Annotated in this window: 8 protein-coding genes; 3 read left to right on the forward strand and 5 right to left on the reverse strand. The window is 72.7% G+C overall.

From position 1 onward, the window contains the following. Positions 1–7 precede the first annotated feature (7 nt). Together RIU97_RS34870 and RIU97_RS34875 are read right to left on the reverse strand one after the other, a co-directional pair. The gene (locus RIU97_RS34870; RefSeq protein ID WP_404961484.1) at positions 8–922 is read right to left on the reverse strand and encodes an acyl-CoA thioesterase; all 915 of its coding nucleotides are present in this window, start codon (positions 920–922) and stop codon (positions 8–10) included. Between the two features lie 52 nt (positions 923–974). After that, positions 975–3,497 (reverse strand): DEAD/DEAH box helicase, encoded by a 2,523-nt coding sequence (locus tag RIU97_RS34875; protein WP_404961485.1) that lies wholly within the window; start codon positions 3,495–3,497, stop codon positions 975–977. A 145-nt stretch (positions 3,498–3,642) separates the two neighbouring features. Between RIU97_RS34875 and RIU97_RS34880 the strand changes: the two genes are divergently transcribed. The 3 genes from RIU97_RS34880 to RIU97_RS34890 all read left to right on the forward strand — a co-directional run bounded on the left by RIU97_RS34880 (position 3,643) and on the right by RIU97_RS34890 (position 7,645). After that, on the forward strand, positions 3,643–4,434 hold the full coding sequence (locus tag RIU97_RS34880) for a metal-dependent hydrolase (RefSeq protein WP_404961486.1): 792 nt from the start codon (positions 3,643–3,645) through the stop codon (positions 4,432–4,434). Between the two features lie 102 nt (positions 4,435–4,536). Then, on the forward strand, positions 4,537–6,075 hold the full coding sequence (locus RIU97_RS34885) for a carboxylesterase/lipase family protein (protein ID WP_404961487.1): 1,539 nt from the start codon (positions 4,537–4,539) through the stop codon (positions 6,073–6,075). A 181-nt stretch (positions 6,076–6,256) separates the two neighbouring features. After that, a complete protein-coding gene (locus tag RIU97_RS34890) occupies positions 6,257–7,645 on the forward strand; it encodes a (2,3-dihydroxybenzoyl)adenylate synthase (protein ID WP_404961488.1) in 1,389 nt (462 codons plus the stop codon). A 53-nt stretch (positions 7,646–7,698) separates the two neighbouring features. Here RIU97_RS34890 and RIU97_RS34895 read toward each other — a convergent pair whose 3' ends face one another. From RIU97_RS34895 to RIU97_RS34905, 3 genes are all read right to left on the reverse strand, one after another. Next, a complete protein-coding gene (locus RIU97_RS34895) occupies positions 7,699–9,480 on the reverse strand; it encodes an ABC transporter ATP-binding protein (protein ID WP_404961489.1) in 1,782 nt (593 codons plus the stop codon). Continuing rightward, positions 9,477–11,336 (reverse strand): ABC transporter ATP-binding protein, encoded by a 1,860-nt coding sequence (locus RIU97_RS34900; protein WP_404961490.1) that lies wholly within the window; start codon positions 11,334–11,336, stop codon positions 9,477–9,479. The genes RIU97_RS34895 and RIU97_RS34900 overlap by 4 nt, the downstream gene beginning before the upstream one ends. A 160-nt stretch (positions 11,337–11,496) precedes the next feature. After that, positions 11,497–14,433: an FAD-binding and (Fe-S)-binding domain-containing protein gene (locus RIU97_RS34905; protein WP_404961491.1), complete on the reverse strand. Its 2,937-nt coding sequence runs from the start codon at positions 14,431–14,433 to the stop codon at positions 11,497–11,499. Positions 14,434–14,470: the final 37 nt, after the last annotated feature.

Consider the following 14,470-nt stretch of genomic DNA (forward strand, 5'->3'; position numbering starts at 1 on the left):
GGCGTGCTCAGTTCTTCGGGGCGGGCTCGGACGGCCGGGCAGGGTCGGACGGCTTGGCGGGGTACGGACGGAAGAGGCCCTCCTGGACCACGGAGACCAGCAGCCTGCCCTCCACGTCGTAGATCCGGCCCCGGGCAAGACCGCGCCCGCCGTGTGCGATGGGTGACTCCTGGTCGTACAGGAACCACTCGTCCGTCCGGAACGGCCGGTGGAACCACATGGCGTGGTCGAGCGAGGCCATGTCGAAACCGCGCATGCCCCACAGGGGCTCCACGGGGATGCGCACGGCATCGAGGAGGGTCATGTCACTGGCGTAGGTCAGGGCGCAGGTGTGCACGAGCGGGTCGTCGCCCAGCGGGCCGACCGCCCGCATCCACACCGCGCTGCGGGGGTCGGCGCCCTTGAGCTCCTCCGGAGTCCAGCGGAGCCGGTTCACGTACCGGATGTCGAAGGGCTGGCGGCGGGCCATCCGCTCCAGCGCCTCCGGCAGCGCCCCGAGGTGCTCGCGGATCTCGTCCGCGACCTTGGGGAGCGTGTCGGGGTGGGGGGCATGGTGAGGAGGCAGCTGGTGCTCGATGCTGCCCTCCTCCGGATGATGGAAGGAGGCGGTGAGATTGAAGATCGTTTTGCCCTGCTGGACCGCGGTGACCCGGCGCGTGGTGAAGGACCGCCCGTCGCGCACCCGCTCCACCTGGTACACGATCGGCACCCCGGGGATGCCGGGGCGCAGGAAGTACGCGTGCAGCGAGTGGACCGGGCGGTCGCTCTCGACGGTGCGGCCCGCCGCCACCAGTGCCTGGCCGGCGACCTGGCCGCCGAAGACGCGCTGGAGGGACTCCTGCGGGCTGGCACCGCGGAAGATGTTGACCTCGATCTGCTCCAGATCGAGCAGATCGACCAGTCTCTCGGCGGGGTTCGTCATCAGAGGATCTCCACTGTCGGGTCCGGGCTGGCCGGCGGGATGCCGGAGCGGGTCAGAGGGCGCCGAGCTCGCCGACCGAGGTGACCCGGATGACAGCCCGGCCCTCCTCGTCGGAGGCCGCGAGGTCGACCTCGGCGCTGATGCCCCAGCCATGGTCCCCGTTGGGGTCGGCGAAGGTCTGGCGGACGCGCCACAGGCCGTGCGCGGCGTCCTCCTCGATCTGGAGCAGCTTGGGGCCGCGCGCGTCGGGGCCGGTGCCCAGGTCGTCGTACTCGTCCCAGTACCCGTCCATGGCCTCGCCCCAGGCGTCGGCGTCCCAGCCGGACTCGGCGTCCAGCTCGCCCAGCACGTTGACGTGGTCGAGGGCGGCCAGCTCCACCCGGCGGAACATCGCGTTGCGGACCAGGACGCGGAAGGCGCGCGGGTTCGCGGTGACCGGCTTGACCTGGTCGGCCTTCTCCTGGGCCTGCTCCGCCGTCTCCACCTCAGGGTTCGCCAGCTGCTCCCACTCGTCGAGCAGGCTGGAGTCGACCTGGCGGACCAGTTCGCCGAGCCATTCGATCAGGTCCTGGAGGTCCTCGGACTTGAGGTCGTCGGGGATGGTGTGGTCGAGCGCCTTGAACGCGCTCGCCAGGTAGCGCAGCACGATGCCCTCGGTGCGGGCCAGCTCGTAGAAGGAGGTGAACTCGGTGAAGGTCATCGCGCGTTCGTACATGTCGCGGATGATCGACTTCGGGGAGACGGGGTGGTCGCGCACCCACGGGTGGCTCTTGGCGTACACGTCGTAGGCGTGGAAGAGCAGCTCTTCGAGCGGCTTGGGATAGGTGACGTCCTGGAGACGCTCCATCCGCTCCTCGTACTCGATGCCGTCGGCCTTCATCTGGCCGACCTGGATGCCCCGTTCCTTGTTCTGCTGGGCGGCCAGGATCTGGCGCGGGTCGTCCAGCGTGGACTCCACGACCGACACCATGTCCAGCGCGTAGGAGGGCGACTCCGGGTCGAGCAGGTCGAAGGAGGCCAGCGCGAAGGTGGACAGCGGCTGGTTGAGCGCGAAGTCCTGCTGGAGGTCGACGGTGAGCCGGATGGTGCGGCCCTCGGCGTCCGGGGTGTCGAGCTTCTCGACCACACCGCCGTCCAGCAGCGAGCGGTAGATCGCGATGGCCCGGCGGATGTGCCGCAGCTGGGCCTTGCGGGGCTCGTGGTTGTCCTCGAGGAGGTGGCGCATCGCCTTGAAGGCATCGCCCGGCCGGGCAATGACCGACAGCAGCATGATGTTGGTGACCTTGAAGCGCGAGGTCAGCGGCTCCGGGTCGGCGGCGATGAGCTTCTCGAAGGTGGTGTCCGACCAGGCGACGAAGCCCTCCGGGGCCTTCTTGCGCACCACCTTGCGGCGCTTCTTCGGGTCGTCGCCCGCCTTCGCGAGGGCCTTCTCGTTCTCGATGACGTGCTCCGGCGCCTGCGCGACCACGTAGCCCGCCGTGTCGAAGCCGGCCCGGCCGGCGCGGCCGGCGATCTGGTGGAACTCGCGGGCGCGCAGCGTCCGGACCCGGTTGCCGTCGTACTTGGTGAGCGCGGTGAACAGCACCGTACGGATCGGGACGTTGACACCGACCCCGAGGGTGTCCGTACCGCAGATGACCTTCAACAGACCGGCCTGGGCGAGCTTCTCCACCAGGCGGCGGTACTTGGGCAGCATGCCGGCGTGGTGCACGCCGATCCCGTGCCGGACGTAGCGGGAGAGGTTCTGGCCGAACTTGGTGGTGAAGCGGAAGTTGCCGATCAGGTCCTGGATCTTGTCCTTCTCCTCGCGGGTGCACATGTTGATGCTCATGAGCGACTGCGCCCGCTCGACCGCCTGGGCCTGGGTGAAGTGCACGATGTAGACCGGAGCCTGCCGGGTCTCCAGCAGCTCGGTGATCGTGTCGGTGATCGGCGTGGTGACGTACTCGTAGGACAGCGGGACGGGCCGGGTCGCGGAGCGGACCACCGAGGTGGGCCGGCCCGTGCGCCGGGTGAGGTCCTCCTCGAACCGCTTCATGTCGCCGAGGGTCGCCGACATCAGGACGAACTGCGCCTGCGGCAGTTCCAGCAGCGGGATCTGCCAGGCCCAGCCGCGGTCCGGCTCGGCATAGAAGTGGAACTCGTCCATCACTACCTGGCCGATGTCGGCGTGCTTCCCGTCGCGCAGGGCGATGGAGGCCAGCACCTCGGCGGTGCAGCAGATCACCGGGGCGTCCGCGTTCACGGAGGCGTCGCCGGTCAGCATGCCGACGTTCTCGGTGCCGAAGAGCTTGCACAGGTCGAAGAACTTCTCCGACACCAGCGCCTTGATCGGAGCGGTGTAGAAGGTGACCTTGTCCTGGGCCAGGGCCGTGAAGTGCGCGCCGGCCGCGACGAGGCTCTTGCCGGAACCGGTCGGCGTGGACAGGACCACGTTCGCCCCGGAGACGACCTCGATCAGCGCCTCCTCCTGAGCCGGGTACAGGGTGATGCCCTGGTCCTCCGCCCACGAGGAGAAAGCCTCGAAGAGGGCGTCGGGGTCGGCGTTGGGCGGGAGCTGATCAATGAGGGTCACACCCCCCATCTTGCCTGGCTTCCCCCCGGATCAGGGAACCGGCGGACGGAAGGAAGATCATCGACGGTACGCTGTGCCGTCGATGGGGCCCGAACGAACCAGTCGACGGGGCCCGACCACAACACCAGCGGGGCGGGAAACGACCATGATGGGTCCGGCGCACTCACTGTCCGGTGCAGCGGCCTGGCTGGGGGTGGGCGCGGCGACCGCGGCAGCCGGACACCCCATGCCGTGGCCCGTCCTCGTCGTCGGCGCGCTGATCTGCGCCGGGGCGGCTCTGGCCCCGGACCTCGACCACAAGTCGGCGACGATCTCGCGCGCCTTCGGCCCGCTCTCCAGGGGCCTGTGCGAGGTGGTCGACAAGATCTCCTACGCCGTCTACAAGTCCACCCGCTCCAAGAAGGACGCCCGCCGCACCGGCGGACACCGCACGCTGACGCACACGTGGCTCTGGGCCGTCCTGATAGGCGGCGGAGCCTCCGTGCTCGCCGTCACCGCCGACCGCTGGGGCGTGCTCGCCCTGCTCTTCGTGCACCTGGTGCTGGCGGTCGAAGGCCTGCTGTGGCGGGCCGCCCGGATGTCCAGCGACGTCCTGGTCTGGCTGCTCGGTGCGACCAGCGCGTGGATCCTGGCCGGAGTGCTCGACCAGCCCGGCAACGGCGCGGGCTGGCTGTTCACCGGCCCGGGCCAGGAGTACCTCTGGCTGGGCCTGCCGATCGTGCTCGGCGCCCTGGTCCACGACATCGGCGACGCGCTGACCGTCTCCGGCTGCCCGGTCCTGTGGCCCATCCCGATCGCCGGCAAGCGCTGGTACCCGCTCGGCCCGCCGAAGATGATGCGCTTCCGCGCCGGCAGCTGGGTGGAGCTCAAGGTCCTCATGCCGGTCTTCGTCCTGCTGGGCGGCTTCGGCGGCGCCTCGGCCCTCGGGTTCATATAGATCCGCCTTCCGGCTCGCGCCGGCAGCTCCCTAAATCGCTGGCGCGCAGCATGCGGCAGCGGGATGATCCGGAACGTCCGGACCGCCAGTGAGGGAGCTGTGATGACCGTTGTCGCGTCCGGGGCCTCCGGGCCCCAGCCGGAAGTCCGCGTGACCGCCGGGGCGCTCCGCGGGACCCGCGAGGAGGGTGTGGCGGTCTTCCGCGGCATCCCGTTCGCCGAGCCGCCGGTCGGCCCGCTGCGTTTCGCCGCACCGAGGCCCGTACGGGGGTGGGACGGGGTGCGGCCCGCGGTGTCGTACGGCCCGCCGCCCCCGCAGGGCGGTCACTTCGGCATGGACGCGCTGGCCCGGGACGCGGCCGGCGACGACTGGCTCACGGTCAACGTCTGGTCGCCCGAGCCGGGGCCGGGCGCGGGGCTGCCGGTGATGGTGTGGATCCAGGGCGGCGCGTACTCGATCGGCATGTCGGGCCTTCCCGAGTACGACGGCGGCCGCCTGGCGCGTGACGGCGGTGTCGTGGTCGTGACGTTCAACTACCGTGTGGGCCTGGAGGGGTTCGGGCAGATCGAGGGAGCGCCCGCCAACCGGGGTCTGCTGGACCAGGTCGCCGCCCTGGAGTGGGTGCGCGACAACATCCGTGCCTTCGGCGGTGACCCGGGCCGCGTCACCGTCTTCGGCCAGTCGGCGGGCGCCGGATCGGTCGCCGCTCTGCTGGCGGTGCCCCGGGCCGCCGGTCTCTTCGGCCGGGCCGTCGCGCAGAGCGTGCAGGGCACCTTCTTCTCGCCGGAGCTCGCCGCCGACATCGCCGCCGCCTGCGCCGCCGAGCTGGGGCTGGGGCCCACTCTGGCGGACCTGTCCGGGGTGGATCCCGCCCGGCTCTCCGCCGCCGGGGACGCGGTCGCCGCCAAGATGGACCGCTGGGCGGATCGCTGGGGCCCCGCCGCGCACCGGGCGATCCCCTTCTCGCCGGTCGTCGACGGCGAAACCCTCCCTGTCACCCCGTGGCAGGCCCTGGCCGACGGCGCCGGCCGGGACATCCAACTCCTCGTCGGCCACACCCGCGACGAAACGCGGCTGCTCACCGCGCTCGACGGACTGCTCGGCCAGGTCACTGCGGAGCAGGCGCAGACCGCCCTGCACGTCTTCGGCCCCGGTCAGGACGCCGCACACCGCTACCGCGAGGCATTCCCGGCCGCGGGCCCGGATGAGCTGTACGAGCTGGTCGGCTCCGACTGGCTGTTCCGCATGCCGTCCCTCCACCTCGCCCAGGCCCAGGCCGCCGCCGGCGGCCGCGCCCACGTCTACGAGCTGACCTGGTCCGCCCCGGGCATGGGCGGCGCCCTCGGCGCCTGCCACGGTCTCGACGTGCCCCTGGTCTTCGGCAACCTGGAGCGCGGCCAGCCCGCCGTGCTGATCGGCGAGAGCCCGTTCCCGGAGGCGGAGGAGCTGTCCGCGCGCATGCGGGGCGCGTGGACTGCGTTCGCGGCCCACGGCGACCCCGGCTGGCCGGCGTACGACACCGGGCAGCGCCTCGTGCGGCTCTTCGGCACCCGGCCGGCCCTCGCCGCCTACCCGGAGGAGGCGTCCCGCCTGATCTGGCAGGACCACGCCTTCGCCGCCCTGCCGCTGCTCGGCTCCTAGGCCGCCAGGCCGCCGGCCCGTCCAGCTTCCACCCCGTCAGGCCGGACCGTTTCTCCTGGTCAGCGGCGCGCCTTGGTCGTTCTGCTGATCGAATTCAGCGTCCGTGGTCCGGAAAGCGCATTGTGCGCAGGGATGTTGGCGGATTGGGTTGCCAGGGTCGGGACGGCGGGGAAGGAAGCGAATGACACGCATGCTCGAGGGCTGCACGCCCTGGCCCGAGGAGTTCGTCGACCGCTACTGGATGGCCGGGCACTGGCGCGGCCATACGCTGGACAGCCTGCTGCGCGGCTGGGCCCTGCGGTACGGACCGCGGACCGCTCTCGTGCACGGTGCCACCCGCATCACGTACGCGAACCTGAACCGGCGCGTGGACCGCATGGCCGCCGGCTTCCGTCTGCGCGGCCTGCGGCCGGGGCAGCGGGTCCTGGTCCAGCTGCCGAACGTGCCCGAGTTCGTCATCACCGTCTTCGCGCTGATGCGCGCCGGTATGGTCCCCGTGCTGTGCCCGGTCTCGCACCGCGCGTCCGAGGTGTCCCCCGTCGCGTGGACCACCCAGGCCGTCGGCTACGTCGGTCCCTCGGTCTACCAGGGCTTCGACCACACGACGATGGCCGCGGACATCGCGGCCCGAGGGCCCTTCCTGCGGCGGGTGTTCCCCTTCGAGGCTCCGGGCACCTCGTCCCCGTACGGCGGCTTCACGACCGACCCGTCGGGCTGCCACTACTTCCCGCTGGGCTCCATCGATTCCCCGCCCGACCGGCAGCTCGCGCAGAGGGCCGACCAGGTGGCGTTCCTCCTGCTGTCCGGCGGTGCCGGCCAGGAGCCCAAGATCGTTCCGCGGACCCACAACGACTACCTCCACCAGGCGCAGACCGCCGCCGAACTGGTCTCGCTCACCGAGGACGACGTGTACCTCGCCGCGCTGCCCGCCGAGTCCAACTTCGCCTTCGGCTGCCCCGGCATCGTCGGCACCCTCTCCGCCGGCGGCACCGTCGTCCTGGTCGAGGATCCGGGACCGGCGCAATGCCTTCAGGTCATCGAGCGGGAGCGGGTCACGGTCACCTCGCTGGTGGCCGCCGTCGCCCGGCTCTGGCTCGACGCACTGCCCGCGGTCCGGGCCGACGTGAGCAGTCTGCGTCTCGTGCAGATCGGCGGCGCGCCCCTGGACCGGGCGACCGCCGAACGGATGGGGCCCGGACTGGGCTGTCGCCCGCAGCAGGTCTTCGCCATGGCCGAGGGGCCGCTCGCCCTCACTCGGCCCGACGATCCGGACGAGACCGTATTCACCACGCAGGGCCGTCCGCTCTCGCCCGGCGACGAGATCCGCCTCGTCGACGCCGACGGCAAGGACGTGCCCGACGGGGAGTGCGGCGAGCTGCTCGTCCGGGGCCCGCACACCCCGCGGGGCTACTACCGGGCGTCCGAGCAGAACGCACGCTCCTTCACCGCCGACGGCCACCTCCGCACCGGCCACCTCGCGCGGCGCACCCCGGACGGCAACCTCGTGATGACCGGCCGCCGCGAGGCCGGCCCGCAGGGGGCCGGCCACGTGGATCCGTGCGGCAGGTGACGGGCAGCAGGGCAGCAGGGCAGCCGAGCCGCCCGCCGAACCGCCGGCCGGGGTCACCCGTGCCAGGACCGCCACAGCGCCGCGTACGCCCCGTCGGCCGCGACCAGCTCGTCGTGCGAGCCCAGTTCGCTGATCCGGCCGCCCTCGACCACCGCGATCACGTCCGCGTCGTGCGCGGTGTGCAGCCGGTGGGCGATGGCGATGACCGTGCGCCCGTCCAGCACCCGGGCGAGCGAACGCTCCAAGTGCCGCGCCGCACGCGGATCCAGCAGTGAGGTGGCCTCGTCCAGCACGAGCGTGTGCGGGTCCGCCAGCACCAGCCGGGCCAGCGCGATCTGCTGCGCCTGCGCCGGGGTCAGTGCCGTGCCACCGGAACCGACCTCGGTGTCCAGGCCGGCCTCCATGGCCCGCGCCCAGCCGTCCGCGTCGACCGCGCCCAGCGCCGCCCACAACTCGGCGTCGTCGGCGCCCGTCCGGGCGAGGCGGAGGTTGTCGCGCAGCGAGCCCACGAACACGTGGTGCTCCTGGTTGACCAGCGCCACGTGCTCGCGCACCCGCTCCGCAGGCATCCGCGACAGCCGTGCCCCGCCGAGGGTGACCTCGCCGGTCCGGGGCGCGTAGATGCCCGCGAGCAGCCGTCCCAGAGTGGACTTGCCCGCGCCCGAGGGCCCGACGAGCGCCATCCGGGTGCCCGGCGGCACGGACATCGACACCTGGTGCAGGACGTCCACGCCCTCCCGGTAGCCGAAGTGGACCTCCTCGGCCCGCACGTCCCGGCCCTCGGGCGCCACCTTCGCGTCTCCCGCGTCCGGCTCGATCTCCCGCACGCCCACCAGCCGGCCCAGCGAGACCTGGGCGACCTGCAGCTCGTCGTACCAGCGCAGGATCAGACCGATCGGATCGACCAGCATCTGCGCCAGCAGCGCACCCGTGGTCAGCTGCCCGACCGACATCCAGCCCTGCAGCACGCAGTAGCCGCCGATCAGCAGCACCGAGCCGAGGATCGTCACGAAGGTGACGTTGATGACGGGGAAGAGGACCGTCCGCAGGAACAGCGTGTACCGCTCCCACGCGACCCACTGCGAGATCCGCCGCTCCGACAGCGCGATCCGCTCCGGCCCGAGGCGGTGCGCCTCGACCGTGCGGCCCGCGTCCACCGTCTCGGTGAGCACGGCCGAGACCGCCGCGTAGCCGGCCGCCTCCGAGCGGTACGCCGACGGCGCGCGCCGGAAGTACCAGCGGCAGCCGACCACCAGCACCGGCAGTGCCACCAGCGCGGCCAGCGCCAGCGGCGGCGCGGTCGCCGCGAGTGCCCCGAACAGAAGACCCGCCCACACGACGCCGATCGCCAGTTGCGGCACGGCCTCGCGCATGGCGTTCGCCAGCCGGTCGATGTCGGTGGTGATCCGCGACAGCAGGTCACCGGTACCGGCCCGCTCCAGCACGCCGGGCGGCAGCCCCACCGACCGCACGAGGAAGTCCTCGCGCAGATCGGCCAGCATCTCCTCGCCCAGCATCGCCCCGCGCAACCGGACCTGCCGGACGAAGAACGTCTGCACGGCAAGCGCCAGCGCGAACAGCAGCGCCACGCGCTCCAGATGCAGCTCGCGCGCCCCCGCCGAGAGATCGTCCACGATCCGGCCCAGCAGGTACGGGCCGACCATGGAGGCGATCACCGCGGCCGCGTTGACGCTCACCAGGGCCACGAAGGCCCGCCGGTGGCGCCGGAACAGGTCGCGCACATAGCCCCGTACGGTCGCCGACGAGCCCACGGGCAGGGTCGCGGCCGATTCGGGGGCCGCCGGATCGTGCTCCGGTGGCGCCACGCCGATCATGCGGATTCCTCGATCTCTGTGAGTACTTCTGCCAGCTCTGTCAGTTCCAGCCCGGCGAGCCGCTGCTCCTCGTCGGTCTCGCGGGTGACGACCGCCCGGTAGCGCGGCTCACCGTGCAGCAGCTCGCGGTGGGTACCGACCGCCGCGACCGTGCCCCCCTCGATCAGCACGACTCGGTCCGCGCGGTCCAGCAGCAGCGGTGAGGACGCCAGCACCACCGTGGTCCGCCCGGCACGCAGGGCGGCGATCCCCTCCGCGATCCGTGCCTCGGTGTGCGAGTCGACCGCCGAGGTCGGCTCGTCGAGCACCAGCACCTCCGGGTCGGTGACCAGGGACCGCGCCAGCGCCAGACGCTGGCGCTGGCCGCCCGACAGCGACCGGCCGCGCTCGGTGATCCGGGCGTCCATCGGGTCCTCGACCCCGTCCGGGGCCGACTGCAGCAGCGCGTCCAGCACGTCCGCGCACTGGGCGGCCGCCAGCGCCGCGCCGGACTCGACCGCGCCGGAGGCCGGTACGTCGAACAGCTCGCGCAGGGTCCCGGACAGGAGCACCGGATCCTTGTCCTGTACGAGGACCAGGGTGCGCGCGGTGTCCAGTTCCAGGTCGTCCAGCGCGACTCCGCCGAGGAGCACGGACGGCGTGCCCGTGTCAGCGTCGGTCCCCGCGTCCGCCCCCGCCTCCCCGTCCATGGGGTGGCCGCCGAGGCGTTCGGCGAGCCGTCCCGCCAGGTCCGGGTCGCCGCACACGACGGCGGTGAACCGGCCCGCCGGGGCCAGCAGTCCGGTCTGCGGGTCGTACAGGTCCCCGCCCGCGGCCGGCGATTCCACCGGCCCGGTGCGCGCGGGACGCTCGGCTGCGTCCGTACGGGTCAGCGACAGGACCCGGGCAGCACGCTTGGCGGAGGGGCGCGAGAAGGAGTAGGCCATGGCGATCTCCTCGAAGTGCCGGAGCGGGTAGAGCAGCGTGGCCACCGCGCTGAACGCGGCGACGAGCTCACCCACCGCGATGGTCCCGTCGGTGACGAGCGTGGCGCCGTACCAGACCACGGTGATCATCAGCGCGCCCGGGAGCACCACCTGGATCGCGGAGATCAGCGCCCACATCCGGGCACTGCGCACCGCGGCCCTGCGGACCTCCTGCGAGGCCTCGCGGTAACGGCCGAGGAACAGCTCCTCACCGCCGATGCCGCGCAGTACGCGCAGGCCGGCGACGGTGTCGGAGGCCAGCTCGGTGGCCTTGCCCGCCTTCTCCCGCTGGATGTCGGCGCGCTTGGTGGCGCGCGGCAGCAGCGGCAGCGAGGCCAGGGCGACCAGCGGGACGCCGATGGCCACGACCACACCGAGTTCGGGGGCGTAGAACAGCAGGCCGATGCAGACGAGGACGACGGAGAAGACGGCCGCGAGGAAGCGCGAGACCGCCTCGACGAACCATCCGATCTTCTCCACGTCACCGGTCGACACCGCCACCACTTCACCCGCGGCGACCCGGCGGGTGAGGGCGGAGCCCAGCTCGGCCGTCTTGCGGGCGAGGAGCTGCTGCACGCGCGCCGCGGCGGTGATCCAGTTGGTGACGGCCGTGCGGTGGAGCATGGCGTCGCCGACGGAGATGGCGACGCCGATGACCAGCAGCAGGGCGGCGACGCGCAGCAGCCGGTCCGGCTCGCGGTCGACGACCGCGGTGACGCCCAGCCCCACCGCGTACGGCAGCCCGGCGACGCCGGAGAAGTGGAGGATGCCCCAGCTCAGGCTCTTGAGCTGTCCGCCGAGCTGACCGCGCCCCAGCCACAGCAAGAACCGGGGGCCGGAACGAGCGTCGGGTACCCCTGGATCCGGATACGGAAGATCGCTGATCTGCATGACGCCCCATGACTGGTCGAGTGGTTCAAACCGAGCAAGGTTCGCCTTCCGGACCGGTACCGAGCAATCGATTTTCCGTGGTGAGGCTGCGGCGGCCAGCAGGTTTACGGCGGCGGAGGGCGAGGTGGGGCCTGGTCACGGGGGTTGCGCGCCCCGGCGCTCAGGGGCGGGTGGCGTGCTCCAGTTCGAGCAGGGCCGAGTAGTAGCTCCGCCCCGTTGCCCGGTCCATGCCCACCTCGCACATCCGGCTCGCCGACAGGTGCGCGTCGAAGGCCCGCGCCGTCACCGCCGCCGCCTCGCGCGCCGTGGCCGAGGCCGTCAGCTCCGGGTGCAGCATGCCCCGGTCGCCCGCGAAGGCGCAGCAGCCCGCGTCGTCCGGGACCACCACCTCCTCGGCGCAGGCCCCGGCCACCGCCCGCAGCTGCGCCTCGTCGCCCAAGTGCCGCATCGAGCAGGTGGGATGGAGCACGGCCGAGCCCACCGTGCGCCGCACCTCCAAGTGCGGCAGCAGCTCCTCCGCGGCCCACACGATCGAGTCGACGATCCGCAGCTCAGCGTGCAGCGCCCGGTTGTCCTCCGTCAGGTACGGGACCACCTCGTGCGCGATGCCCAGGGTGCACGAGGAGGCGTCGACGACCAGCGGCAGCCGTCCGCCGGCCGTCCACCCCCAGGCCGCCTCGACGATCCGGTTGGCCATCTCCCGGTTGCCGGCGTCGTAGCCCTTGGAGTGCCAGATGGTCGCGCAGCAGGTTCCCTTCACGTCGCCGGGGATCCAGACCGGCTTGCCGGCGCGTTCCGACACGGCCACCACGGCCTCCGGCAGGGAGGGGCCCTGACGGCCTTCGGGTCCGCCGAAGATCCGGTTGACGCAAGCCGGGTAGTACACCGCCGAGGCGCCCGCCCGCCGGGTCGCGGGCAGGCTCCGCGCGGCCGCGCCGGGGATCTGCGGCAGCCACTCCGGCAGCAGGTCCGGTCGTACGGCCCTGCGCGCGGCCCCCGTGACCGCCTCGAGCAGCCGGTCCCCCACCCGATGGGTGATGCGCTCGGCCGCGGCCACCGTCAGCCGGGCGGCGGCCTCGACCGTCCGGAACCGCCGCGCGGCCAGCGCGGCGGCGGCCTCCTCGCGCGCGCTGTGCCGGCGGTGGCGGAAGTCCTTCATCAGCGCCCCGGTGTCGATGCCGACCGGGCAGGCCAGCCTGCAGGTGGAATCGCCCGCGCAGGTGTCCACCGCGTCGTAGCCGTAGGCGGCGAGCAGCCCGTCCAGCACGGGGGAGCCGGGCTGCTGGCGCATCATCTCGCGGCGCAGCACGATCCGCTGGCGCGGAGTGGTCGTCAGGTCCCCGCTGGGGCAGGTCGGTTCGCAGAAGCCGCACTCGATGCAGGGGTCGGCCACCGCCTCCACCTGCGGGATGGTCTTCAGGCCGCGCAGATGGGCCCGCGGGTCGCGGTCGAGGAGGATGCGCGGCGCGAGCACCCCGTCCGGGTCGACGACCCGCTTGGTGCGCCACATCAGCCCGGTTGCCCTGGGACCCCATTCCAGTTCGAGGAAGGGGGCCATGTTGCGGCCGGTGGAGTGCTCGGCTTTCAGGGAGCCGTCGAAGCGCTCCACGGTGAGCCGGCAGAAGGCCTCCATGAAGGCCCCGTAGCGCTCGACGTCGGCCGGGTCCGCGGCGTCGAAGGCGAGCAGGAAGTGCAGGTTGCCGTGGGCGGCGTGCCCGGCGACGGCCGCGTCGAAGCCGTGCCGCGCCTGGAGTTCGAGGAGCGCCTCGCAGGCTTCGGCCAGCCGGGAGGGCGGGACCGCGAAGTCCTCGGTGATCAGGGTGGTGCCGGGGGCGCGGGCTCCGCCGACGGCGGTGACGAAGGCCTTGCGGGCAGTCCAGTAACCGCCCACGGTCTTCGGGTCGCTGGTGAAGGCATTGGTGACCGAGGCCACCGGGGCGATCAGGTCGAGTCCTTCGAGGGCCCGCGCGGCCCGGCGTGCGCAGGCGTCCCGGCCGGCCGCGTCGGGGGCCCGGAACTCCACGAGCAGGGCGGTCGTCTCCCGGGGCAGGTCCGCCCAGTCGGCGGGAACGCCCGCGACGCTGACCGAGGCGCGCAGGGTGTTGCCGTCCATCAGCTCCACGGCGACGGCGCCCGCCTCGGTGAAGACGGGCACGGCCGCGGCCGCCGCGGGAAGCGAGGGGAAGAACAGCAGGGCCGAACAGACCTCGCGGTCGAGGGGGAGGGTGTCGAAGACGACCTCGGAGATGAAGCCGAGGGTGCCCTCCGAGCCGACCATCAGCCCCCGCAGGATCTCGACGGGGGTGTTGCCGTCGAGATAGGCGTCGAGGCGGTAGCCCGTGGTGTTCTTGATCTCGTACTTGGCGCGGATCCGGGCGACCAGCGCCGGGTCGGCCTCGATCTCCTTCTTGATCTCCATCAGCCCGTGGCACAGGGCCGGTTCGGCACGCGCCAGCTCCTCGTCCGCCAGCGGGTCGGCGGTGTCCACGACGGTGCCGCCGGGCAGCACGAAGGTGAGGGAGGAGAGCGTGCGGTACGAGTTCCGCGTGGTGCCCGCGGTCATGCCGGAGGCGTTGTTGGCGACGACCCCGCCGAGGGTGCAGGCCAGGGCGCTGGCCGGGTCGGGGCCGAGGATCCGGCCGTGCCGGGCGAGGGCGGCATTGGCCCGCATCACGGTGGTGCCGGGCCGGATCCGGGCCCGCCGGCCCTCCTCCAGCACCTCGATGCCGGCCCAGTGGCGCCGTACGTCGACCAGGATGTCCTCGCCCTGGGCCTGGCCGTTGAGCGAGGTCCCGGCGGCGCGGAAGACGACCTCGCGCCCGCGGCCGTGGGCGTACGAGAGCACCGCGGAGACGTCGTCGATGTCCTCGGCGATCACGACGACCTGGGGCACGAACCGGTAGGGGGAGGCGTCGGAGGCGTAGCGAACCAGGTCGGACACCTTCCACAGCACCTTCTCGGCGCCCAGCAGCTCGGTCAGCTCTCCGCGCAGCGGCTCCGGGGTGCCGGCGGCCCGGTGCACGGCGACCCGGTCGGGGGAGGGGCCGCTGACGCCGCGCGGGCGCAGGGCCCCCGGCTTCGGTTCCAGCAGCGGCATGTGCGACCCCTCGCCTCACGGCGGCCCACGTGTGGCC

It is taken from the genome of Streptomyces sp. 147326, from assembly GCF_045000215.1.
Classification (GTDB): domain Bacteria; phylum Actinomycetota; class Actinomycetes; order Streptomycetales; family Streptomycetaceae; genus Streptomyces.

Coding starts and splice junctions, on each gene's coding strand:
- RIU97_RS34895 (WP_404961489.1), bottom strand. CDS start 9,480: ATGATCGGCGTGGCGCCACCGGAGCACGATCCGGCGGCCCCCGAATCG.
- RIU97_RS34870 (WP_404961484.1), bottom strand. CDS start 922: ATGACGAACCCCGCCGAGAGACTGGTCGATCTGCTCGATCTGGAGCAG.
- RIU97_RS34905 (WP_404961491.1), bottom strand. CDS start 14,433: ATGCCGCTGCTGGAACCGAAGCCGGGGGCCCTGCGCCCGCGCGGCGTC.
- RIU97_RS34890 (WP_404961488.1), top strand. CDS start 6,257: ATGACACGCATGCTCGAGGGCTGCACGCCCTGGCCCGAGGAGTTCGTC.
- RIU97_RS34880 (WP_404961486.1), top strand. CDS start 3,643: ATGATGGGTCCGGCGCACTCACTGTCCGGTGCAGCGGCCTGGCTGGGG.
- RIU97_RS34885 (WP_404961487.1), top strand. CDS start 4,537: ATGACCGTTGTCGCGTCCGGGGCCTCCGGGCCCCAGCCGGAAGTCCGC.
- RIU97_RS34900 (WP_404961490.1), bottom strand. CDS start 11,336: ATGCAGATCAGCGATCTTCCGTATCCGGATCCAGGGGTACCCGACGCT.